The 22564-nt window shown below is 60.4% G+C and carries 25 protein-coding genes; 4 read left to right on the top strand and 21 right to left on the bottom strand.

Going from position 1 to position 22564, the window contains the following annotated elements; genetic code table 11:
* Nucleotide 1: 1 nt before the first annotated feature.
* Genes HCI85_RS16390 through HCI85_RS16370 form a run of 5 tightly spaced genes read right to left on the bottom strand, consistent with a single transcriptional unit; the run spans nt 2 to nt 3926 of the window.
* On the bottom strand, nt 2-634 hold the full coding sequence (locus HCI85_RS16390) for an SCO family protein (protein WP_167146097.1): 633 nt from the start codon (nt 632-634) through the stop codon (nt 2-4).
* A gap of 11 nt (nt 635-645) precedes the next feature.
* Complete coding sequence (gene cyoE / locus HCI85_RS16385; protein ID WP_167146094.1) at nt 646-1545, bottom strand: heme o synthase; 900 nt, start codon at nt 1543-1545, stop codon at nt 646-648.
* A gap of 24 nt (nt 1546-1569) precedes the next feature.
* Nucleotides 1570-2610 carry a COX15/CtaA family protein gene (locus HCI85_RS16380; protein ID WP_167146092.1) on the bottom strand — a complete coding sequence of 347 codons (1041 nt, stop codon included), beginning with the start codon at nt 2608-2610 and terminating at the stop codon, nt 1570-1572.
* Nucleotides 2611-2635: 25 nt separating this feature from the next.
* Nucleotides 2636-3220: a hypothetical protein gene (locus tag HCI85_RS16375; RefSeq protein WP_167146090.1), complete on the bottom strand. Its 585-nt coding sequence runs from the start codon at nt 3218-3220 to the stop codon at nt 2636-2638.
* Nucleotides 3195-3926, bottom strand: coding sequence for an SURF1 family protein (locus tag HCI85_RS16370; RefSeq protein ID WP_167146088.1), 732 nt, complete (start codon nt 3924-3926; stop codon nt 3195-3197). The genes HCI85_RS16375 and HCI85_RS16370 overlap by 26 nt, the downstream gene beginning before the upstream one ends.
* Nucleotides 3927-4014: 88 nt before the next feature.
* Here HCI85_RS16370 and HCI85_RS16365 point away from each other — a divergent pair, with 88 nt between their 5' ends.
* Nucleotides 4015-4218 (top strand): twin transmembrane helix small protein, encoded by a 204-nt coding sequence (locus HCI85_RS16365; RefSeq protein WP_090254385.1) that lies wholly within the window; start codon nt 4015-4017, stop codon nt 4216-4218.
* Between the two features lie 6 nt (nt 4219-4224).
* Here HCI85_RS16365 and HCI85_RS16360 read toward each other — a convergent pair whose 3' ends face one another.
* From HCI85_RS16360 to coxB, 4 genes are read right to left on the bottom strand one after another with little or no spacing between them, the layout of a single operon-like run.
* Complete coding sequence (locus tag HCI85_RS16360; protein WP_090254383.1) at nt 4225-5121, bottom strand: cytochrome c oxidase subunit 3; 897 nt, start codon at nt 5119-5121, stop codon at nt 4225-4227.
* 12 nt (nt 5122-5133) lie between these two features.
* A complete protein-coding gene (locus tag HCI85_RS16355; protein WP_167146086.1) occupies nt 5134-5700 on the bottom strand; it encodes a cytochrome c oxidase assembly protein in 567 nt (188 codons plus the stop codon).
* A gap of 11 nt (nt 5701-5711) precedes the next feature.
* Nucleotides 5712-7316 (bottom strand): cytochrome c oxidase subunit I, encoded by a 1605-nt coding sequence (gene ctaD, locus HCI85_RS16350; RefSeq protein ID WP_167146084.1) that lies wholly within the window; start codon nt 7314-7316, stop codon nt 5712-5714.
* Nucleotides 7317-7320: 4 nt separating this feature from the next.
* On the bottom strand, nt 7321-8445 hold the full coding sequence (gene coxB / locus HCI85_RS16345) for a cytochrome c oxidase subunit II (RefSeq protein WP_167146082.1): 1125 nt from the start codon (nt 8443-8445) through the stop codon (nt 7321-7323).
* A gap of 362 nt (nt 8446-8807) precedes the next feature.
* Between coxB and HCI85_RS16340 the strand changes: the two genes are divergently transcribed.
* Nucleotides 8808-9464, top strand: a complete 657-nt coding sequence (locus HCI85_RS16340) for a hypothetical protein (protein ID WP_167146080.1) — start codon at nt 8808-8810, stop codon at nt 9462-9464.
* Nucleotides 9465-9518: 54 nt separating this feature from the next.
* Here the strand turns inward: HCI85_RS16340 and HCI85_RS16335 are convergent, their stop codons facing one another.
* The 3 genes from HCI85_RS16335 to HCI85_RS16325 form a co-directional block, all read right to left on the bottom strand.
* Complete coding sequence (locus tag HCI85_RS16335) at nt 9519-10247, bottom strand: carbonic anhydrase (RefSeq protein ID WP_167146078.1); 729 nt, start codon at nt 10245-10247, stop codon at nt 9519-9521.
* Between the two features lie 118 nt (nt 10248-10365).
* Nucleotides 10366-11424 carry a PA0069 family radical SAM protein gene (locus HCI85_RS16330; protein WP_167146076.1) on the bottom strand — a complete coding sequence of 353 codons (1059 nt, stop codon included), beginning with the start codon at nt 11422-11424 and terminating at the stop codon, nt 10366-10368.
* A 92-nt stretch (nt 11425-11516) separates the two neighbouring features.
* Nucleotides 11517-12443 (bottom strand): AEC family transporter, encoded by a 927-nt coding sequence (locus HCI85_RS16325; RefSeq protein WP_241693814.1) that lies wholly within the window; start codon nt 12441-12443, stop codon nt 11517-11519.
* Nucleotides 12444-12535: 92 nt separating this feature from the next.
* Between HCI85_RS16325 and HCI85_RS16320 the strand changes: the two genes are divergently transcribed.
* Complete coding sequence (locus tag HCI85_RS16320; RefSeq protein ID WP_167146071.1) at nt 12536-12940, top strand: GFA family protein; 405 nt, start codon at nt 12536-12538, stop codon at nt 12938-12940.
* Here the strand turns inward: HCI85_RS16320 and HCI85_RS16315 are convergent.
* The 9 genes from HCI85_RS16315 to HCI85_RS16275 all read right to left on the bottom strand — a co-directional run bounded on the left by HCI85_RS16315 (nt 12937) and on the right by HCI85_RS16275 (nt 21126).
* Nucleotides 12937-14889 carry a DUF7844 domain-containing protein gene (locus HCI85_RS16315; protein ID WP_167146069.1) on the bottom strand — a complete coding sequence of 651 codons (1953 nt, stop codon included), beginning with the start codon at nt 14887-14889 and terminating at the stop codon, nt 12937-12939. The genes HCI85_RS16320 and HCI85_RS16315 overlap by 4 nt on opposite strands.
* Nucleotides 14886-15206 carry a DUF2388 domain-containing protein gene (locus HCI85_RS16310; RefSeq protein WP_167146067.1) on the bottom strand — a complete coding sequence of 107 codons (321 nt, stop codon included), beginning with the start codon at nt 15204-15206 and terminating at the stop codon, nt 14886-14888. Before HCI85_RS16310 ends, HCI85_RS16315 begins: the two co-directional genes overlap by 4 nt.
* 104 nt (nt 15207-15310) lie before the next feature.
* Complete coding sequence (locus tag HCI85_RS16305; protein WP_090254363.1) at nt 15311-15628, bottom strand: DUF2388 domain-containing protein; 318 nt, start codon at nt 15626-15628, stop codon at nt 15311-15313.
* A 79-nt stretch (nt 15629-15707) separates the two neighbouring features.
* Nucleotides 15708-15914 (bottom strand): DUF1127 domain-containing protein, encoded by a 207-nt coding sequence (locus tag HCI85_RS16300; RefSeq protein ID WP_167146065.1) that lies wholly within the window; start codon nt 15912-15914, stop codon nt 15708-15710.
* 265 nt (nt 15915-16179) lie between these two features.
* The gene (locus HCI85_RS16295; protein ID WP_090254359.1) at nt 16180-16395 is read right to left on the bottom strand and encodes a DUF1127 domain-containing protein; all 216 of its coding nucleotides are present in this window, start codon (nt 16393-16395) and stop codon (nt 16180-16182) included.
* A 381-nt stretch (nt 16396-16776) separates the two neighbouring features.
* Nucleotides 16777-18213: an NAD(P)(+) transhydrogenase (Re/Si-specific) subunit beta gene (locus HCI85_RS16290; protein WP_090254357.1), complete on the bottom strand. Its 1437-nt coding sequence runs from the start codon at nt 18211-18213 to the stop codon at nt 16777-16779.
* A complete protein-coding gene (locus HCI85_RS16285; RefSeq protein WP_090254355.1) occupies nt 18213-18527 on the bottom strand; it encodes an NAD(P) transhydrogenase subunit alpha in 315 nt (104 codons plus the stop codon). The genes HCI85_RS16290 and HCI85_RS16285 overlap by 1 nt, the downstream gene beginning before the upstream one ends.
* Before the next feature lie 14 nt (nt 18528-18541).
* Complete coding sequence (locus HCI85_RS16280; RefSeq protein ID WP_090254353.1) at nt 18542-19663, bottom strand: Re/Si-specific NAD(P)(+) transhydrogenase subunit alpha; 1122 nt, start codon at nt 19661-19663, stop codon at nt 18542-18544.
* A 554-nt stretch (nt 19664-20217) separates the two neighbouring features.
* Nucleotides 20218-21126 (bottom strand): LysR family transcriptional regulator, encoded by a 909-nt coding sequence (locus tag HCI85_RS16275; protein WP_167146063.1) that lies wholly within the window; start codon nt 21124-21126, stop codon nt 20218-20220.
* Between the two features lie 196 nt (nt 21127-21322).
* Here HCI85_RS16275 and HCI85_RS16270 point away from each other — a divergent pair, with 196 nt between their 5' ends.
* Complete coding sequence (locus HCI85_RS16270) at nt 21323-22501, top strand: acyl-CoA dehydrogenase (protein WP_160014009.1); 1179 nt, start codon at nt 21323-21325, stop codon at nt 22499-22501.
* Nucleotides 22502-22564 lie beyond the last annotated feature (63 nt).

Below are 22564 nucleotides of genomic sequence, written 5' to 3'. Positions count from 1 at the left end.
GTTACGGGCGATCAAGCAGGCCGGGCAGCTGCGCGGCCAGCTTGGTGTTGTTGATCGGCGCGCGGATAAAGCCACGCTGCTTGCCGTCGGGGCCGATCAGCACCAGGTTGCCGCTGTGATCGACGGTGTAGTTTTCCTTGCTGGTATCGGCCGGGATAAACGGAATGCTGACACCGTTGGCCAGCTTCTGGATGATCGCCTCTTCGCCGGTCAGGCCGATAAAACCGGCATCGAAATACTCCAGGTACTTCTTCAACTGCTCCGGGGTGTCGCGGTGCGGATCCACTGTGACCAGCACGATGCGCAGCTTGGCCAGGGTTTCCGGCGGTAGCTGGCCCTGCAGCTGGCGCAGCTGGGCGAGGGTGGCCGGGCAAATGTCCGGGCAGAAGGTGTAACCGAAGAACAGCAGGCTCCACTGGTCCTTGAGCTGATCAACCGCCACGGTCTGCCCATCCTGATTGGTCAGGCTCAGCTCTGGCAGGTTGCGGCTTTGTGGCAGCAGCACGATGCCGGCATCCAGCAGCACCGTGGGATCACCCTGGCCCTTGCTGGTCAGCACCTTGTTGACGGTCAGGCCCAGCACCAGGGCAACGATGGCAACGAGAACAAAAACGGTGATCTGGGTTCGGGTCATGGCACCAACGATTACAGGTTTAACAGCAGATAGTGGTCGACCAGCAGGGCGATAAACAGCGCGAAAAGATACCAGATGCTGTATTTGAAGGTGTTGATCGCCGCATGCGGTTTGCTGTCACGGTACAGCACCACCGCCCAATGCAGGAAGCGCCCACCCAGCACCACCGCACAGGCCAGATAGAGCAGCCCGCTCATATGAATGGCGTAAGGCAACAGAGTCACAGCAAACATGACCAGGGTGTAGAGCAGGATATGCACCTTGGTGTAGTGCTCGCCATGGGTCACCGGCAGCATGGGGATATCGGCCTTGGCATATTCCTCTTTGCGGTGGATGGCCAGGGCCCAGAAGTGCGGCGGCGTCCAGGCGAAGATGATCAGCACCAGCAGCAGCGGTTCGGCGCTGACGTGCCCGGTAACCGCGACCCAGCCGAGCAACGGCGGCGCAGCGCCGGCCAGGCCGCCGATGACGATGTTCTGCGGCGTGGCACGCTTGAGAAAGCCGGTGTAGAGCACCGCATAACCGAGCAACGAGGCCAGGGTCAGCCAGGCGGCCAGCTCGTTGGTAAAGGTCAGCAGCAGCGCCATCCCGGCCACCGCCAGCAGCAGGGCAAAGCCCAGCGCCGCGGTCGGCGACAAACGCCCAGCCGTTACGGGTCGTTTATGGGTGCGCGCCATGATCGAATCAATACGCCGGTCGACCACATGGTTGACCGCCGCCGCCGCGCCTGCACACAGACCGATACCGAGGTTGCCGAAGATCAACACCTGCCAAGCGACGCCTGCGCGGGTGGCGAGAAACATGCCGACCAAGGAGGTGATCAGCATCAGCACCACCACGCGGGGTTTGGTCAGCTCCAGATAATCGCGCCACGTGGCGTGGGCTTGCTGTTCGCGCACTAGAGTAGCCATAAGGTCTCTCCTCGATTGTTCTGGTTATTTGCCGGGCAGCGCAGTGAAGCCGACGGGCGTATCTGTCGCGGGGGATGCCAGCCGTGCAGGGCTGCGCAACCGGTAATTGATCAGTACCAGGGTCAGCAGCAGCGCAGCGCCGCCGAGGTTGTGCGCCACCGCCACCAGCAACGGCAGGTGAAACACCACGTTGCTGATGCCCAGGCTGATCTGCACAGTCAGCGCCAGCACCAGCAACCCGGCCAACCGCGCCAGGCCATGGCGTTTGAGTTGCCAGGCCAACAGCAGCAGCACCAGGGTCACCAGCAGCGCGCCAATGCGGTGGGTCATATGAATGGCGGTGCGCGCGTCGCTGTCGAGCTGGCCACCGAGATAATTAGGGCCGATATGCTGGGTCAGGTGAAAGCCATTGGCGAAGTCCATCGCTGGCCACCATTCGCCGTGACAGGTCGGCAGATCGACGCAGGCGACCGCCGCATAGTTGCTGCTGACCCAGCCACCGAGGGCGATCTGCCCGACAACCAGCAGCAAACCAAGCGCCGCCAGGCTGCGCAGTCGTGCGGGAAGATTGGCCAAGGCGGCCGCCTTACCGGATAGACGTAGCGTTAGAAGAAACAACAGGCTAAGGGTGGCGAAACCACCGAGCAGGTGCGCGGTAACGACTTGCGGCCAGAGTTTCAGGGTCACCGTCCACATGCCGAAGGCTGCTTGCAGCGTCACCAAGCCCAGCAAAAACAGGGGCAGTTTGAGTGGCTGATCTACTTCGCCACGGCGGCGCAGCGCCTGTACCGCCAGACCGAGAATCACCAAGCCCAGGGCGCCGGCAAAATAGCGGTGGATCATCTCGTACCAGCCCTTGGCGACTTCGACCGGCGCTTCGGGGAAACGCGCCTCGGCCAGGGTCTGTTTATGCTCGCTCATCGGCACGCCGATAAAGCCGTAGCAGCCCGGCCAGTCCGGGCAACCGAGGCCGGCGTGGGTCAAGCGGGTATAGGCACCGAGCAGCACCACCACGACCGCCAACAGCGTGGCGAACAGGGCAAAACGGTAACCGGGCTTGCTCATCATCAGTCCTTAGCAGTGGGCAGCATTAACCAATTTGCGAAATTTTCAGCAGGTGCCGCAGGTCGTTGAGAATCGCCTTGCCCTTGCTGGTGGCGTCATAACGCAGCACCAGATTGCCGTGTGGATCAACGATCCACAGCTGCGCGCCGGAGGCGGCGCCGGCGGTTTTGCCGTAAGCATCCAGCTGCAGCTGATAGCGCGTCAGCTGCGGGTATTCGCGGCGTAGCTGGGCGTCGTAGTCGCCGACGATGGGCTGGGCACTGGCCAAACCATGGGCAGCACGGCCGATATCACGGTTTAGGCCGATATGCACCTGGCGGGCGAGAAACACCAGTTCCTTGCAGGCGGCATCGCAGGCGTCCGGCACGGTCACCAGCAGTTGCCAGCGCTGCTCATCGGCACCGACTACGCCGAGGTCGGCGCGGGTCTGTCCGGTGCCAATCAGTTCGCCGTGGTAGCTGCGGGTTTCCGGCACCCAGAAACGCCACTGATACATGGCACTGGCGAGGATCATCGGGCCGATAACCACGGCCAGAATCAGGATCAGCTGCAGCCGCCCACGGCGACGCTGGCTGGGCGACACTTCAGGCAGGGCGATGGCTGGGTTCATGGCGAGTCTCCCGCGCGTTAGATAGACCTAAATAGATAAACAGGCAGAGCAAGGCCGCGGCCAGGGCGAACCATTGCACGGCATAACCGAGATGTTTGTCGGGGCTCATGGCGATAACCGGCCAATCGCTTTGAAATGAAGCGGGGCCAGGCTCGAGGCGCACCTCATAGCTCAGGCCACCACGCCCCAGTTGCTGCCAGAGGTCATCCGGCTTGACCTCGCTGATCACCTGCGGCCAGCCTGCAGTCGGTTGCGCATCCTGCAGCTGAAACGCTTCGCCCAGCGGCACATACACCGTGGCCTGCAGACGCAGCGGTGTATCCGGGGTGGCAAAGGTTGGGCTGATGCGCCGGTCCGGCCAGGGCAGCCAGCCGCGATTGAGCAACAGCCAGAGACCGCTGGTTTGGTCATAGAAGGGTTGCAGCACTTCCACGCCAATCTTGCCGTCGCGGGTGCGGTTGTCGAGCAGCAAGGTATGCCGCGCGTCGAAGAAACCCTGCAACTGTACGCGCTGGTAAGCCGGATTGGGCTGGCGCTCCAGCTCATCGATGCTGATCGGTGCGGCCAGTTGCTGAGCCTGATGTGCGGCCAACAGCTCGCGCTTTTCTTCGGCCCGCGCCAGCTGCCAGAAGCCTAGAGCGACCAGGCAGGGAAATAGCAGCAGCACCAGTACGCTGGGCAGCCAGCCAGGACGGAAGGCGCTCATAGTGACCTTCCTGAAGACCTGAACAAGCTGGCTATACTGCAGCTGAAGCGCATTTCCCTTCCCCCGAAGTTCCGCTTGGGAGTCACGCATGCTCAAAGCCGCGATCGTCCTGTTACTACTGGCTACTCTGGTCAGCCTATTCAGTGGCCTGTTCTTTCTGGTCAAGGACGAAGGTAGAACCTCCCGTGTGGTCAACGCGCTGACAGTACGCGTGAGCCTCACTGCCTTGACCGTCGCCCTTATTGCCTGGGGTTTCTACAGTGGCCAACTGGTCTCGCATGTCACCTGGTAAGGCTCGTCACAGCACATAAACGAAGACGAACAAACCAATCCACACCACATCCACAAAGTGCCAATACCAGGCCGCCGCTTCGAAGCCGAAGTGCTGCTCGGGGCTGAAATGGCCGCGAATAACCCGAATCAACATAATGCTCAGCATCAGCGCGCCCAGCGTTACGTGAGCGCCGTGAAAGCCGGTGAGCATAAAGAAGGTCGCGCCGTAGATGCCCGAACCCAGGGTCAGGCCCAGTTCGGTGTAAGCGTGGATATATTCCTCGACCTGCAACACCAGAAAGGCGATGCCGAGAATCACTGTTAGCGCCAGCCACAGGGTCAGCGGCTTGCGGTGGTTCTTGCGCAGCGCGTGGTGGGCGAAGGTCAGGGTAAAACTGGAAGTGACCAGCAGAATGGTGTTGATCAGCGGCAAGCCCCAAGCGCTGATGGTGCCACTCGGCGCCGGATAGAGTTTCGGGTCAGGCGTATTGAGCAGCGGCCAGGTGTATTCGAAGCCCGGCCAGAGCATATTGCTCACCCCTTTGTCGCCCTCACCGCCGAGCCAGGGACCAGCCCAGGTACGCACGTAAAACAGCACGCCGAAGAAGGCGGCAAAGAACATCACCTCGGAGAAAATAAACCAGCTCATGCCCCAGCGAAACGAGCGATCCATCTGTGGGCTGTACATGCCGGAGCGGCTTTCCTTGATCACATTGCCGAACCAGCCGAACAACATATATGCGAGAAACAGGCCGCCGATAAAGAAGATCAGCGGGCCGTTGGAATCGGCGCGATCGGCCTTCATATCGTTGAACCAGGTGCCTACGCCGTACACCGAGAACAGCATGCCCAGGGTGGCGATGATCGGCCACTTGCTCTGGGCCGGGACGTAATAGCTTTCGTGAGTTTCGTGACTCGACATTTATTGTTCTCCTTATGGAGCCGCCCGGGTAAGGGTCGCTTGTGCCACCGGCGGTTTGCGCACGGTGATATCAAACAAGGTGTAGGCCAGGGTCAGGTGGCGAACATCTGCCGGTAAGTCTCTATCGACGATAAACCGCACCGGCATTTCGATACGCTCACCGGGTTGCAGGACCTGCTGGGTAAAGCAAAAACACTCGGTCTTGTGGAAGTAGGCAGCGGCTTTGGACGGCGCCACACTGGGGATCGCCTGCGCGGTCATCGGCTTGTCGGTGGGGTTGTAGGCGACAAACAGCATCTGCGTGCTGTCACCCGGATGCACCAGAACCTCGTCGGCCTGAGGACCGAACTCCCAGACCATCTCAGCGGCATTGGTGGCGAGAAACTGCACCCGCACCTGGCGCGACTCATCGGTGCTTTGCAACCCAGCCTCATAGGCACCGGCGGTTTTACCGTTGATGCCAAAGGCCTGGCACATCACGTCATAGATCGGCACCAGAGCGAAGCCGAAGCCGAACATGCCGACCACCACCAGTGACAGGCGGATAACTAGACGACGAGTCGACAGGGCTTCACTCATCGGTCGGCTCCCTATTTCACTTCAGGAGGTGTGGAGAAGGTGTGGTAAGGCGCTGGCGACGGCACTGTCCATTCCAACCCTTCGGCACCGTCCCAAGGCTTGGCCGCAGCGGGTTTGCCGCCACGGATGCACTTGATGACGATAAACAGGAACAGCAACTGAGTGGCGCCGAACATAAAGGCGCCGATGCTCGAGACCATGTTGAAGTTGGCGAACATCATGTTGTAGTCCGGGATACGTCGCGGCATGCCGGCCAGGCCAACAAAATGCATCGGGAAGAACGCCATGTTCATGCCGATAAAGCTCATCCAGAAATGCAGCTTGCCGAGGGTTTCGTCATACATATGACCGGTCCACTTCGGCAGCCAGTAGTAGGCCGAGGCGAAGATGCCGAAGATCGCCCCAGGCACCAGCACATAGTGGAAATGCGCCACCACAAAGTAGGTGTCGTGGTACTGGAAGTCCGCCGGGGCGATGGCCAACATCAGCCCGGAGAAGCCACCGATGGTGAATAGGATGACGAAGGCCACGGAGAACAGCATCGGCGTTTCGAAGGTCATCGAGCCTCGCCACATGGTGCTGGCCCAGTTGAACACCTTCACCCCAGTCGGCACGGCGATCAGCATGGTCGCGTACATAAAAAACAGCTCACCGGTCAGCGGGATGCCGACGGTGAACATGTGGTGCGCCCAGACGATAAACGACAGGAAGGCGATGCTCGCTGTTGCATAGACCATCGAGGTGTAGCCAAACAGCGGCTTACGGGCGAAGGCAGGAATGATCGCACTGACCGCGCCGAACGCCGGCAGGATCATGATGTACACCTCGGGGTGACCGAAGAACCAGAACACGTGCTGGAACAGCACTGGGTCACCGCCACCGGCGGCACTGAAGAAGCTGGTGCCGAAGTGGATGTCCATCAACATCATAGTTACGCAGCCGGCCAGTACCGGCATTACCGCGATCAGCAGGAAGGCCGTGATCAGCCAGGTCCAGACGAACAGCGGCATCTTCATCAGGGTCATGCCGGGGGCGCGCAGGTTGAGGATGGTGGCGACCACGTTGATCGCGCCCATGATCGAACTGATACCCATCAGGTGCACGGCGAAGATAAAGAAGGTCACCGACTCCGGCGCGTAGGTGGTCGACAGCGGTGCATAGAAGGTCCAGCCGAAGTTCGGTCCGCCGCCCTCCATAAATAATGTGCTGATCAACATGCCGAACGCAGCAGGCAGCAGCCAGAAGCTGAAGTTGTTCATCCGTGGCAGGGCCATGTCCGGCGCGCCGATCATCAGCGGAATCATCCAGTTAGCCAGGCCCACAAACGCCGGCATCACTGCACCGAAGACCATGATCAGGCCGTGCATGGTGGTCATCTGGTTGAAGAATTCCGGCTGCACGATCTGCAGGCCCGGCTGAAACAGCTCGGCACGAATCACCATGGCCATGCTGCCACCCAGCAGGAACATGGCGAAGCTGAACCACAGGTACATGGTGCCGATGTCTTTATGGTTGGTGGTCAACACCCAGCGCATCAGGCCTTTGGCAGGGCCGTGGTGATGGTCATGTCCGGCATGACCGTGGCCAGCGTGGCCCGGATCGATCACTGCACTCATGTCCTTACTCCTGAGCCTGTTTGAACGCGAGGATGTCTTTCGGCGTAACCATGTCGCCTACCGCATTGCCCCAGGCATTGCGCTCGTAGGTAATGATCGCGGCGATATCGACTTCAGAGAGTTGCTTGCCAAAAGCGGCCATCGAAGTACCCGACTTGCCGTTGACCACGATGCCGATATGACCGGCCGCAGGTCCCATGGCAATCGCCGAGCCTTTGAGTGCAGGGAACATCGGCGGCAGGCCTTCACCGGTTGGCTGGTGGCAGGAGGCGCAGTTGGTCTGGTAGGACTTCTCGCCACGCGCCATCAACTCGTCCATGGTCCACTCTTTAGTGGTCAGCTCACGTTCGGCAGCCGCTGCAACCTTGCGCTCGGCGAGCCAGGTGGCGTAGTCCTCTTTCGACTTGGCTTCTACCACCACGGGCATAAAACCGTGATCCTTGCCGCACAACTCGGTGCACTGGCCACGGTAGATGCCCGGCTCGTCGATACGTGTCCAGGATTCGTTGATAAAACCAGGGATGGCGTCCTTCTTCACCGCAAGTGCCGGCACCCACCAGGAGTGAATCACGTCGGCGGCGGTGATCAGAAAGCGCACTTTGGTGCCGACCGGCACCACCAGCGGCTCGTCCACCTCGAGCAGGTAGTGCTCGCCCTTGGTGGCCTTGTTGTTGATTTGATCCTTGGGCGTGGTCAGGTTGCTGAAGAACTCGACATCTTCACCCAGGTATTTGTAATGCCATTTCCATTGATAACCCGTGACCTGAATATCCAGCTCGGACTCGCTGGAGTCATAGATCTCGATCAGGGTCTTGGTCGCCGGTATCGCCATCAGCACCAGAATCACCAACGGCACGACCGTCCAGAGAATCTCGACCGTGGTGCTTTCATGGAAGTGCGCGGGCTGCTGGCCTGTTGAGCGACGGTGGACGAGCATCGACCAGAACATCGCGCCGAACACGATCACGCCGATGACGACGCAGATCCAGAAGATGGTCATGTGCAAATCAAATACTGAGCGGCTGACCTCGGTGGCACCGGGCGTCATATTGATGCCCCAGCTGGCGTGTGCCGAGCTGAATACCAACCACAACAGGAGGCCCATCCAGACTCGTGGATGTCGCATCATTGCGGGTTCCCCTTAATTGTTCTTGTTATCCCGCCGAATCGGTCAGTGGCTCAGCAAGCGCAGATCTTTACGGTGAAAATGCCTGCGAGGACTGTCCATGCCAGAGCTGATTCGGAGTTATCAGGTACTGCCTTTCGAATTCGAGTATAGACACGGACTTACACCTGGCAACGCGAAAGCCGAAATGAGCCATCCACTGCAGACCACACGCTAAAGACCACGGCTGGCGCGGGATCGGCGGAGGTTGGCGCTGCGACATATAGCCGACTCGCATAACTGTTTAATAATTATGACAATCGGGTCTTAGCCAAGACGCTCAGCCAGCTAAGGTTCTCGCCCATGTCCTCATTTCAGGAGCAGTCATGAACATCGCCGCTTTGCACGTACTGATTCAGCGTGCGCACCAACACGAAGCCAGCACGGGTCAGCTGGCCAGTCAGATGCAAGCCCACCTGGGTCAATTGCACCCCTCCATTCGCCTGCCCAATGAAGACACGCACGGCGTGTTGCAGCGTTTTGTCAGCGCGTATATCGAACAGGTGCCAGAACTGTTGCAGGCGGCCCATGAGGTATCGCTGGAAGCAGGAATCGAGGCGCAGATCAAACCGGTGCTCAAGGTGGCTGAGCAGTTTTTTCTGCAACCGCCTGCACTGATGGCCGGCCATGAGGGGCTGGAGGGATTACTCGACGAGGCCTATCTGGCCCATCGCTTGGTCGAGGAAGTGAATGATCGCTACATCGCCCACCTGGGCGCGCCGTTGATTCCGCTGGATACCACAGTGGCCAATCTGATCGCCCACCAATTGATTGGCGAGGCCTTTGCCAACCAATTGGACGAGGCCGTGCACCATGCGGTCGACGGCATGCTCGACGAGGCCAGCTTTGCTCAGGACTCAGTGCAAGCCTACCGCGAACGCTTGAACAACCCGCAGACAGATGCGGCCTGGAAGCGCTGGCCATGCCTATCTCGGCAGCTCGGTGTGGAGCTGCAGCTGAATGAAACCCGCGCGACGGGTTGACTGGCCTTAAACCCAGCGCGCGTTTGCCTAGGCAGGTGGTTATTCAACAGCCTGTTAGCTGTCCGGCAGATAGCGCGCACGGGGGGTGGCCATCGGCAGCGGACCGTCGCCAATCAAGCGAAACTCACCTTTCACCGCGTCGTACGCTTTGATCTCGCTGGTCTCGATGTCGTACACCCAGCCGTGAATAAACAATTGGCCGCTGGCCACCCGCGCCGCCACAGACGGGTGGGTGCACAGGTGATTGAGCTGAGCCACCACGTTCTCCTCGGTGAGAATGCCCAGCCTGTCATGGCCTTCACAGCCGCAGTTCGCCTCGACCACCTTGAGCGCCACTTCGCTGTGACGCAGCCAGGCCTTCACCGTCGGCATGCTCTCCAGGGTCTCGGGGGCCAACACGGCCTTCATCGCACCGCAGTCAGAGTGGCCACAGACGATGATATGTTGCACGCCCAGCGCAAGCACCGCGTACTCGATGGCGGTGGACACCCCACCCATCATCTGGCCGTAAGCCGGCACCACGTTACCAACGTTGCGGTTGACGAACAGGTCGCCCGGCGAGCTCTGGGTGATCAACTCCGGCACCACCCGCGAGTCGGCGCAGGTGATAAACATCGCACGCGGGTTCTGCGCAGTGGCGAGCTTTTTGAACAGGTCTTCCTGCTGCGGAAAGATTTCGCTGCGAAAGCGCTTGAAACCATCAACGATGGTCTGCAGGGCTTCCTCGGCACTCTCAGTGCCTGTGCGACCCTGCAGCGGAATCAACTGATGCTTGTATGGCATGTTTGCGACCTCTGAACCTGAAAAAACCTGCTAAAGCGACAGCCAAGCAGGCTGGCAAGTCACATGCCAAGTGTTACTGCCCTGGACCCTCACGGCAATCTTTAACGGTACCTTCCCCTTAGAGCAGCGCCAGCTGACCACCCGGCGGACAGAAGCGCGTGCAGTCCAAGTTGAACCCCTCACGTCGATTCAGACCCAGGCGCTTGCTGGCCAGGGCAAAGCGTTGCGCGAGCAGTTCAGCAAACGCCCCTTCACCCCGAAAACGCAGACCGAAGCGGCTGTCATACAGCGCACCGCCACGGCTCTGCCGGATCAGGCTGAGCACATGCTCAGCGCGCTGCGGGTAGTGCGCCTGCAACCACTCCTCGAATAACGGTGCCACTTCGCGCGGCAGACGCAGCAGCATGTAATTGGCGCTCTGCGCACCAGCGTCCTTGGCCGCTGCCAGCAAGTGCTCCAGCTCCATATCGTTGATCATCGGGATCATAGGTGAGCACAGCACGCCGACCGGAATACGGTTTTCACGCAACACACGGATCGCCCGCAGGCGCGCTGCCGGCGCAGCGGTGCGCGGCTCCATAATGCGTTTGAGTTCGTCATCCAGGGTGGTCAGGCTGATCATCACCGCCACCAGCCGCTGCTGCGCCAGCTCAGTAAGCAGATCAAGGTCACGCAGAATCAAGGCACCCTTGGTGATGATGGTCACGGGGTGACGGTAGTCGAGCAGCACCTTGAGGCTGTTGCGGGTCAGCAGGTGCTGGCGTTCGATCGGTTGATAGGGATCGGTATTGGAGCCCAGGTTGATCGGCGCACAGACATAGCCAGGCTTGCTCAGCTGCTGTTCGAGCAGGGCCACGGCATTGGTCTTGGCGATCAGCTTGGTTTCAAAATCCAGCCCCGGCGACAGATCCCAGTAAGCGTGGCTGGGCCTGGCGTAGCAATAAATGCAGCCATGTTCGCAGCCACGGTAGGGATTGAGCGAGCGATCAAACGGTAGGTCTGGCGACTGGTTGCGGGTGATGATGCTTTTTGCAGTTTCGCTGCGCACCTCGGTCGCCCGGCTCGCCGGCACCTCCTGAAACCAGCCGTCATCGCTGGCAATAATGCGCAACGGCGCAAAACGGCTATGCGGATTACTGGCGGTACCGCGACCGCGCGGTGGCAGAGAGACGGACATGGGCTGACTCCATAAATTACTGTATATAAATACAGTAATTTATATGTACCACCAAGCACCGACCATCCGCCCGACCTTTCCTGGGATATGAATCAGCCAACCACCAGTAGCAACAGCAGCGGCAAACTGGCCGCTGCCAGCAGGGTTTGCAGGGTGATAATGCCGGCCATCAATTGGCTGTCACCGCCCAGCTGTCGGGTTAATACATAGGCTGTAGGTGCAGTTGGCAGAGCAAAGAACAGCACCAATACGGTGCTTTCCATCGCCGGCAACTGCAGACCGTAGGCCACCGACCAGGCCAGCATCGGCATGCCCAGCAGACGCAGCAGGCTGTTCCACCCCAGGGCCGGAATCTCACCACCCAACTGTTCAGGTTTCAGCGCCGCACCAACGCAAAGCAGGCCCAGCGGTAGACTGGCGGCAGCCAACAGACTGAGCAGCCGATCACTGCCGCCCGGCAGGCCGAGACCGCTGAGGTTGACCAGCGCGCCGCCCAGGCAGGCGAGGATCAACGGATTCTTCAGAATCGGCAGCAACAGACTGCGCGCACTGACGCCACGTTCGGCGGTCAGCGACCAGACGGACAGCACATTCACCGTCGGCACCATCAGGGCGAGCATGATGGCCGCCAGGGTCAGGCCTTCCTGGCCAAACAGGCTGCCCACCGCTGCCAGGCCGAGATAAGTGTTGAACCGCAGAATGCCCTGGCTAAATGCCCCAAAGCGCCCCGCCGGCCAGCCACGCAAACGTCGCACCAGCAACAGCGCCAGCCAGGCGATGCCCAGCGCCAGCAGCACGGCCAAACCCAGGCGCGGCAACGCTGGATTATCCAGTGGCGCCGTCGCCAGGCTGCTGAACAGCAGCGCCGGGAACAGCATGAAATAGTTCAGTCGCTCAGCACCCGGCCAGAACGCCTCATTGGGGAACGCCCAGCGTCGTAGGTAATACCCAGCGACGATTAAGGCAAACAACGGCCACAAGGCCAACAGCAACTCCAGCACGGCAACCTCCAGCCACAGCTAAGCCGCCATCTTGAGCAGCCAACAGGGGTGACGCAAGGATGATGTCGGGATTAGGCTGGCTTACCTGCCCTTTGCGATGAGGACACGCCATGCCTGCTATTTATCAAGGTGGCTGCCAGTGCGGCGCATTGCGCTATCAGTTCGCGGCGCCACTGCAGGACATTGCCCACTGCCATTGCTCGATCTGCCGACGCAGTACAGGAGGCATCGTTACCACCTGGGTTACCGTGCCACTAGCAAGCTTTCGCTGGCTGGCCGGCACACCGCGTGAGTACGCCTCGTCAGCCAGTTGTACGCGTTATTTCTGTGGGCAGTGCGGCGCGCATCTGGCGTTGTTCACCCAGCTCAGCCCGGAGACCCTGGATGTGACCGTCGCTACGCTGGACGAGCCGGAGCAGGCCCCGGCGGATCGACATATCTGGGTGCAAAGCCGTCTGCCGTGGCTGCACCTCGACCCGCAGTTGCCCGAGGAAGATCAGGAACTCATGGACTAGGGCAACTGCAGGCCACCGCCGGCTTTGTGCAGCGTGCGCAGATGCTTGCCCAGTTGCGTCAGGTTGGCTTCAGTGGCCTGTAATTCGGCCAGTCGCGTCGGCTCCAACAAGGTGCGCACTTCCTGGTCGAGGTTGTCGCTGAGCTGGCGCAGTTGCTGCTGGCGCGCCTGGCTTTCGGTTTCCAGGCGCTGCCATTCGGCGCGCTGTGGCAGACCGTAGCCACCTTCGAGTAACTCGGCCGGGCGACTGAGGAAACCGCTGTTGGCGAGGATCTGCTGCAGCGCGCCGCCGGCCTTGTTCACCGTGGGATCAACGCCATCACGGCCGCTGAGGTAGCGGCGCTTGAGTTCATCCTGAGCCAATAACAGTTGCCGACGCAGTGCCGCCTGTTCGAGCAACAACAGCGCCGCGCTGGTGCGCAGATCGGCGCGGTCGAACCAGGGTTGGCGCTTCTCGGCTGGCTGGGTCAGCCAGTCCTCAACCTGCGTTTGCTCAATCGGCAGCTGCGTCTGCAGCACGCTGAACATGGCCTGGTAACGGTCACGGAACGAGTCGAAGCGATAACCCAGACGCAGGGCTTCGGCGGAATCGTCAAGCACGCTGCGGTCGGCCAAATCGCGCGCCACCAGAGTGTCGAGCAAGCCGTTGGGCATGATGCTGTCGAGCGCGTGCAGACGCGGGTGCTGGCTGCCGCTGCGCAGCAGCTTGAGGGTTTCCACGGCGCAGTTGTTGGAGATAAACCAGTAGTTGCCGTCGTAACTCCAGTGCTGCTCGGCAGCGCGGGTCACCAGTTGTTCCAGCTGCATACGGTCCAGTTTGAGCGGCACCGAGGCCAGGCTGCGAAGCTCGACCTTGGTGTATTCCTCGATCACCTGCTCCAGCGGTAGAACGAACAGCCGCGAGGGATAAACCCCAGTCAGACCATCCCAACTCGATAGCTGCACGTCGCCGACAAAGGCGCGGTAGGAAAGCACCAGATGCTCTTGCAGATCCAGCCGGCAATCCGGCCCACGCGGTCGACCAGGCGCACAAATCACCAGTCGCAACATGCTGTGGCCCCAGCGGCTGGCCAGTGCATCGTTGGCTTCGGCCAGAAGGTAATCGACCTGGTAAACCCGCTGCGGATCGATGCTGCCCAGCGGTTGGCGGGCAAAGTCGCGCCCGGCATTCAAGTAAGCCAGACCTTCGGCGCAGGGCTGCTGATTGGCCGGCGTCCAGGCGAAATGCGCGCTCAGGTAACGCGCCAGCGAGGGCCGGCGACAGGCGTAGCTGGGGTCGAGGAGGAAGTACTCCATATTCACCGCAAGAAACTCGCGCGAGTTGCTCAGCTCATAGCTATCCGGGCTGCGCGCGACCTGATGATTGTCCGGCTCGCGCGCACCACGGCGCCCGACCTGCTGTGGCCAGCCGGCCAGATCTAGCAGCAGCGGATCATCGCTCAGGGTAAAGCGCCGCGCCGTCTGCCCGCGGCAGTGATCCGGCAAGCCAACGGCTCCAAGACTCTGTTCGCGTTGGCGACACTGGCGCTGCAACTGCCGATCCTCCGGCGGCCAGAGCTGGGCACGGTCATATAGATGAGTGATTTCATGCAGCACGGTCGCCAGCAACTCTTGGCGCACGCTGCCATGGGGTCGATTGGTTAGGCTGGTAGCGCTACTGCCATCGCTTAACCCTTGGAGCAACGCGGCATTCAGTTCGATGCCGCTGAACCGCCCTGCGCGGCCATACACCTCCGCAGGCAAGCTACGCCAGCGCACACTGACGCTGCGGTCTAGTTGCTGTTTGAGCTGTGGTGGCAAAGCAGCCAAGGCGTCTTGCAGCAGTTGCTGGCTGGCCTGGCGCTCAGCAGGGCTGAGCTCGGCGCCCGCTAGCTGCAGGCGCAACTCGGCCTGGCTGCAGGTGCTGGCCAGTAGCGCCAGCCCGAGCAGCCAGGTACGCGGCCAACTCACAGTGCCAGGATGGCTTCGGCCAATACCAGGTCGGAAGCGCCTTGCGCCTCAGGCACTTGGCTGCGAATGGTGCCGATGGCAGCTTCCAGCTGCGCACCACGAATCTGCCCTTGGCTGGCGACGAAACTGGCCGCATCGTCACGCGCCGCGAGCACGACTTTCGAGTCGCGCACCGAGGTGGTGGTATCCGAGGTGAAGTCGAAGGTGCGATCCAGCGCGCGTACGATGATATTGCTGGTCGCCACCAGGGTTTGCGCCTGTGCAGTGGCACTGAACAGAACAACTGCAACTACGGCACTGAGCAAGATAGGGCGCATATACATCTCCAATAATCAGCCATCACATCGTTTGGACTGGCTTAGACGAGCAGTGTGCCACACAGTTCCGCCAGCGCTTCTGGCTAAGCGCCGGCGGTGTGCGCTCAAAGGCTGAGGATGGCCGTCGCCAACTGCATATCGTCGCCCTGTAACGTCGGCACCTGCTGACGGATATGTTGCAGAGCGGCCTCCAGGCGCGCCCCACGGATGTCGCCCTGGCTGGCAACAAACGCGGCGGCATCGTCGCGCGCGGCCAAGACGATCTTATCGTCGGTAAAGGAAGACGACACATCGGAACTCGCCTCCGAGGTCGCCCCGACCGCACCCACCACCGCATCAGTGGTGACCACAAAGCTGGTGGCGCTAGCCGTGCCGGTCAACGCCAGTAATGCCGCAAGGCTCAAGGTCTTTATCGCATTCATATCCACGCTCCTGAAAAGGCCCAACAGACAGGCTGGGTTCAGTGTAGACCTTGACGATGCGGGTTGGTTGCCAGGCAATTTATCTCCAGAACGGCTTTGCCAGCTCCACCTGTCGTTGCGCCTCAGTAATACCTGCATCGGCCAGCTGACGACTATCGAGGCGCGCCAATTGGCTTCGCGTCCGCAGATTACGCTGCCAGCCACAGAGCGCGGCATAGGCGCGCAACCAGAGCGGTTGGTTTACCTGAGCCGTTGCGTTGGATGGGTGTTTGAGTGTGCGTTCCATGGCGCAATTCCTTGTCAGAGACAGAAGAGGGCAGTCCATGGTGCGCGCAAGCTGACATCAGGGTCAGAGACAGCACCTGAAAATTGTTATGGCGCAGTAAGCTTTTTATAGGAACTGTACCGCTTAACAGCACAGCAGACTGTTGCAGCTGCGCAATTGCTTCAGCACTTTCCACGGCACATAAAAAGAAAGCCCCAACACGCAGGGCGCTGGAGCTTTCAAAAATCCCATTAAGGGAGGAGCAGAAATCGGTGTCTGGCAGCAGTTAACGCCAGAAGGGCTTGCTCAGTTCGGCGTGACGCTGTGCTTCGCTGATACCAGCGTCTGCGAGCAGACGGGAGTCCAGACGAGCCAGCTGGCGGCGGCTAACAACGCGGCGCTGCCATTGCAGAACAGAAGCCAGCATACGCAGCGGCAAAGCGCTGGAGCCGGTGGATTGGCTGTGATCAAAAAACAGGTCGGAACTGAGGGTACGTTCCATGGTGGTCATCCTTCCGCTTGTGGCGGGTCAGTGGTGTGTTGCGATGGGAGAATTATTGCCGTTGCCCCCACTTCGCTGTAGCCACAGCTGAATGAAATTGCAGCACAAATAGATAGTTTGCTTTGTAACTGTTTGACCTGTTTTACACTTAGCTGTACTGGCCATAAGTGCTTTAGCCTAAAAACGGTACGAAAGCAGATGAAAGACCTGCGTTTAGCACTTAATTTCAGTGAAACCATATAGGTACAGTTTCAAATTGCACTTATGTGACAGCTGACCTGTTTTTCAGATTTTGCCATGAGAAAAACACTTTTCTGATCGAGTGGACAGAAAAAAGCCCGGCTATTGAGCCGGGCTTTTTCTACAGCGTCGCAGCGAGGGTTAGTCGACCGCTTTAACCATGTCTTCGATGACTTTCTTGGCGTCGCCGAAAACCATCATGGTCTTGTCCAGGTAGAACAGTTCGTTGTCCAGGCCGGCGTAGCCGCTGGCCATCGAGCGCTTGTTGACGATCACGGTCTTGGCTTTATAAGCCTCGAGGATCGGCATGCCAGCGATCGGCGACTTCGGATCGTTCTTCGCCGCCGGGTTGACCACGTCGTTGGCACCGAGCACCAGCACCACGTCGGCCTGGCCGAACTCGGAGTTGATGTCATCCATCTCGAACACCTGCTCGTAAGGCACTTCAGCCTCAGCCAGCAGTACGTTCATGTGGCCAGGCATACGACCGGCAACCGGGTGGATCGCGTACTTCACGGTCACGCCACGGTGGGTCAGCTTCTCAGCCAGCTCCATCAGCGCGTGCTGGGCACGGGCTACTGCCAGGCCGTAACCCGGAACGATGATCACGGTGTCGGCGTTGGTCAGCAGGAAAGCCGCATCGTCGGACGAGCCAGACTTAACCGGACGCGCTTCCTGAGCACCGGCAGGGCCAGCGGCTTCAGCCGCGCCACCGAAACCACCGAGGATCACGTTGAAGAACGAACGGTTCATCGCCTTGCACATGATGTACGAGAGGATCGCGCCCGAAGAACCTACCAGCGAACCGGCAATGATCAGCATCGAGTTGTTCAGCGAGAAGCCGATACCGGCCGCTGCCCAGCCCGAGTAGCTGTTGAGCATCGAGACAACGACCGGCATATCCGCGCCGCCAATCGGGATGATGATCAGCACGCCGATGACGAAAGCAAGGGCCAGCAGGATGGCGAAGGCGGTGATATCACCGGTGAAGGTGTACACCAAGCCCAAGCCCAGAATCGCCAGGCCGATGGCCAGGTTCACCCAGTGTTGGCCCTTGAACTGTACCGGTGCGCCCTGGAACAGGCGGAACTTGTACTTGCCCGAGAGCTTGCCGAAGGCGATCACCGAACCGGAGAAGGTGATGGCACCGATGGCCGCACCGAGGAACAGCTCCAGACGGTTACCGGCCGGAATCGCATCGCCCAGAGCGGCAACGATACCCAGCGACTGCGGTTCAACGACAGCGGCAATGGCGATAAACACCGCGGCCAGGCCGATCATGCTGTGCATGAAGGCGACCAGTTCCGGCATCTTGGTCATTTCCACGCGCTTGGCCATGATCGAACCGGCAGTGCCGCCGACCAACAGGCCAACAATCACGTAGCCAATGCCCTGGGTGGCGATTTCCGCACCCAGCTTGTAGATCAGGCCGACGGTGGTGAGCACAGCAATGCCCATACCGATCATGCCGAACAGGTTGCCGCGACGCGACGTGGTCGGGTGCGACAGACCTTTGAGCGCCTGGATAAAGCAGATCGAGGCGACGAGGTAGAGAACAGTGATCAGATTCATGCTCATCAGTGCTTCTCCACCTGCGCCTTAGGCGCTTTCTTCTTGAACATTTCCAGCATGCGCCGGGTTACCAGGAAGCCACCGAACACGTTAACCGCAGCCAGAGCCACCGCCAGGGTGCCCATGGTCTTGCCCAGCGGAGTCACGGTCAGCGCGGCAGCCAACATGGCGCCGACGATAACGATGGCGGAAATTGCGTTGGTCACTGCCATCAACGGGGTGTGCAGGGCCGGAGTCACGTTCCACACCACGTGGTAGCCCACGTAAATGGCCAGCACGAAGATGATCAGGTTGTAGATGCCGTCAGAAATCATATCCATGAGCGGTGCTCCCCTTAGCCGTTAGTGCGCACGACGTTGCCGTCACGGCACATCAGGCACGCAGCGACGATGTCGTCTTCAAGGTTGAGGTGGAACTTGCCTTCGCCGTCGATAACCAGCTTAAGGAAGTCCAGCAGATTGCGTGCGTACAGCGCCGAAGCATCAGCCGGCACCAGGGCCGCCAAGTTGCTGTGGCCGACGATGGTCACGCCATGCTGCACCACCACCTGTTCAGCGACGGTCAGCGGGCAGTTGCCGCCTTGCGCTGCAGCCAGGTCGATGATCACCGAGCCCGGCTTCATTTCCGCCACGGTGGCGGCATGCAGCAGGGTAGGTGCCTTGCGGCCCGGGATCAGTGCAGTGGTGATAACGATATCAGCCTGCTTGGCGCGCTCATGCACCGCCTTGGCCTGACGCTCCATCCACGAGGCTGGCATCGGACGGGCATAGCCGCCCACGCCTTGGGCGCATTCGCGCTCTTCATCGGTCTCGAATGGCACATCGACGAACTTGGCACCGAGCGACTCAATCTGCTCTTTCACCGCCGGACGCACGTCCGAAGCCTCGATCACCGCACCTAGGCGCTTGGCCGTAGCGATGGCCTGCAGGCCAGCTACACCAGCGCCGAGAATCAGAATACGCGCGGCCTTCACGGTACCGGCAGCGGTCATCAACATCGGCATAAAGCGCGGGTAGTGATGCGCGGCCAGCAGCACAGCCTTGTAGCCGGCGATGTTGGCCTGCGAGCTGAGCACGTCCAGGCTCTGCGCGCGGGAGGTGCGCGGGGCAGCTTCCAGGGCGAAGGCGGTCACGCCGCGAGCATTGATGCGCGCGATGGTCTCGTTGCTGAACGGATTGAGCATGCCCACCAATACGGCACCGGCTTTCATGTGCGCCAGCTCAGCATCGGTTGGAGCAACCACTTTCAGCACCAGATCGGCACCAAAAGCAGCAGCGTCGTTGCCGATAGCCGCGCCAACCGCTTCATAGGCGCTGTCCGGAATGCTCGCGCTAACGCCAGCACCGGTCTGAACAGTCACCTGATGGCCTTGGCCGATCAGCTTCTTGATGGTTTCGGGAGTTGCGGCAACGCGCGTCTCACCAGCATGGGTTTCGAGAGGAACACCGATGTGCACTTCAATTCTCCTGCGTGATCTTTTTGGTGAACCGGCGCACTGCGGGTGGCACGCGGGCATTAGGGAGGATCAGCACAAACCCGCTCAGGCTTCAGTTGCACAATGGCGGGGCGCGGCATTTTGCAGGCGATAGCCATTGCCTTCAAGGCGTTATGAAGTAAAACCTTGCGATAACTACAAGTCACTGCATGACCTTATAGGCAGCCAATTCCTTGCAAGCCTTTTGGATAAAGGCCTGCAGCGTTTTCGCTGGGATAAATCGAGACCGATGCATTCTTGAAACAAATACAGCGCCATCAGATCAACGGCGTTGCCGTTATTCGCGCAGTAAACCCCTGTTTCAGTGGGCTGCAGCGGTGTTTGTGTGCAAAAAATGCAACACCCTGGACCTGCTGCAGGTAGCGAAAGTGTAGCCATCCAGATAGCTGACTACGGGGTCAACATACCTCCGGCGCGCACTCTAGACGGCCAGTCTCGGGAGGTAAAGTATTTTACGACCAGTTGCCGCCGAAGCCTTGACGGTCTTTTTCGCCAACAACCTGACAGGCTGTTGTCTATTTCAGGCCATGGGCCAAGGCATAAGCGTGTGCCTCGCGCACCAGCCAATCCCGCAAGAGCATAAGGGCTGCTGACTCCAACTTGCGCTCCGGAATCATCAGGTAATACGCCTTATCCGTCGGCAGACTAAGTGGCGCGGCAATCACCAACCGCCCCTCATCCAACTCACGACGAATCAGAAACGGCGGAATCAGTGCAACGCCCATTTCGTGCATGGCAGCCTGGGCCAACATGGAGAACAGCTCATAACGCGGCCCGGTCATGTCTCGCACGGTACTCACCCCCTGGGCATTGAACCACTGGCGCCAAGCGTAAGGCCGCGTGGTCTGCTGCAACAGCGGTAAGCTGGCGATCTGCTCGGCACTGAGCGCCGCCTGGCCGCCTAGCAACGAAGGGCTGCACACCGGCATCGGGTTTTCGCCCATCAGTAGATGGGCCTGGGTACCGGACCAATCGCCATCGCCGAAGTACACCGCCGCGTCGAACTCGGTATCGGCAAACAGAAAGGGCCGCGTGCGGTTGGTCAGGTTGACCGTGATCTCGGGATGCAGGCGCTGAAAATCCTTCAAGCGCGGTAGCAACCATTGCGTGCCGAAGGTCGGCACCACCGCCAGCTCGATGCTCATCGCGCCCTGCTGGCCCATCACCGCCAGGGTGTCGCGCTCCACGGCATCAAGCTGGCCGGCCACACGCCGCGCGTAGGATTGCCCGGCTTCGGTGAGCACCACGCCACGGCGTGAACGGCGGAACAGCTCGATATTAAGGAAGGCCTCCAGCGCAGCAATCTGCCGGCACACTGCGCCCTGGGTCAGGCTCAGCTCCTGCGCCGCCTTGGTAAAACTCTGGTGCCGCGCAGCGGACTCGAACGCGATAAGGGCGGCGGTGCTGGGAATCTTGCGGCGCATCTGTGCGTCACTCTCACTTTGCTCGGTTAAATAGGCACGCTAAAGCTATCCCGAAGTGAGTAAATCGCACAACTGCGTGCGCAATACTCGTTTGCCTGCCTGCCACAAGCCGCCTAGGATCAATCCACTCACCGGCGGACGCAGCGCGGCTGCGCAGATACCCGCCCTACCACTGTCTGATTTCGAGGTTTTCGCGATGGCCAAGGCAAGCTTCAACTGGATCGATCCGCTGCTGCTCGACCAGCAACTAACCGAAGAAGAACGCATGGTGCGCGACAGCGCCCAACAGTTCGCCGCCGACAAGCTGGCACCGCGCGTGCTCGAAGCCTTCCGCCACGAGCAGACCGACCCGAAAATCTTCCGCGAGATGGGCGACACCGGCCTGCTCGGCGCCACCATCCCCGCCGAGTACGGCGGCAGCGGCCTGAACTACGTGTGCTACGGCCTGATTGCCCGCGAAGTAGAGCGCATCGACTCCGGCTACCGCTCGATGATGAGCGTGCAGTCGTCGCTGGTGATGGTGCCGATCTTCGAATTCGGCAACGAAGCGACCAAGCAGAAGTACCTGCCCAAACTGGCCAGCGGCGAATACATCGGCTGCTTCGGCCTCACCGAGCCGGATCACGGCTCCGACCCAGGTTCAATGATCACCCGCGCGAAGAAGGTCGACGGCGGCTACCGCCTGACCGGCGCGAAGATGTGGATCACCAACAGCCCGATCGCCGATGTATTTGTAGTCTGGGCCAAGGATGATGCGGGCGAAATCCGCGGCTTTGTGCTGGAAAAAGGCTGGCAGGGCCTGAGCACCCCGGCGATTCACGGCAAGGTTGGCCTGCGTGCGTCGATCACCGGTGAAATCGTCATGGACAACGTGTTCTGCCCGGAAGAAAACGCCTTCCCCGACGTGCGCGGTCTGAAAGGCCCGTTCACCTGCCTCAACTCCGCCCGCTATGGCATCAGCTGGGGCGCGCTGGGTGCGGCCGAGTTCTGCTGGCACACCGCGCGTCAGTACACCCTCGACCGCAAGCAGTTCGGCCGCCCGCTGGCGCAAACCCAGCTGATCCAGAAGAAACTCGCCGACATGCAGACCGAGATCACCATGGCCCTGCAAGGCTGCCTGCGCCTGGGCCGGATGAAGGACGAAGGCACCGCTGCGGTGGAAATCACCTCGATGATGAAACGCAACAGCTGCGGCAAGTCCCTGGATATCGCGCGCATGGCCCGCGACATGCTCGGCGGCAACGGCATCAGCGACGAGTACGGCGTGGCCCGCCACCTAGTCAACCTGGAAGTGGTCAACACCTATGAAGGCACCCACGACGTCCACGCGCTGATCCTCGGCCGCGCGCAGACCGGCCTGCAGGCGTTCTTCTAAAACGCTTCGGAGGATGGGTTAGCCGCGCAGCGGCGTAACCCATCACTCGGCCGATGGGTATCG

Origin of the sequence: Pseudomonas sp. OTU750018, from assembly GCF_011636575.1 — a bacterium.
GTDB lineage: Bacteria > Pseudomonadota > Gammaproteobacteria > Pseudomonadales > Pseudomonadaceae > Aquipseudomonas > Aquipseudomonas peli.
This window is presented reverse-complemented; position numbering and strand designations above follow the sequence as displayed.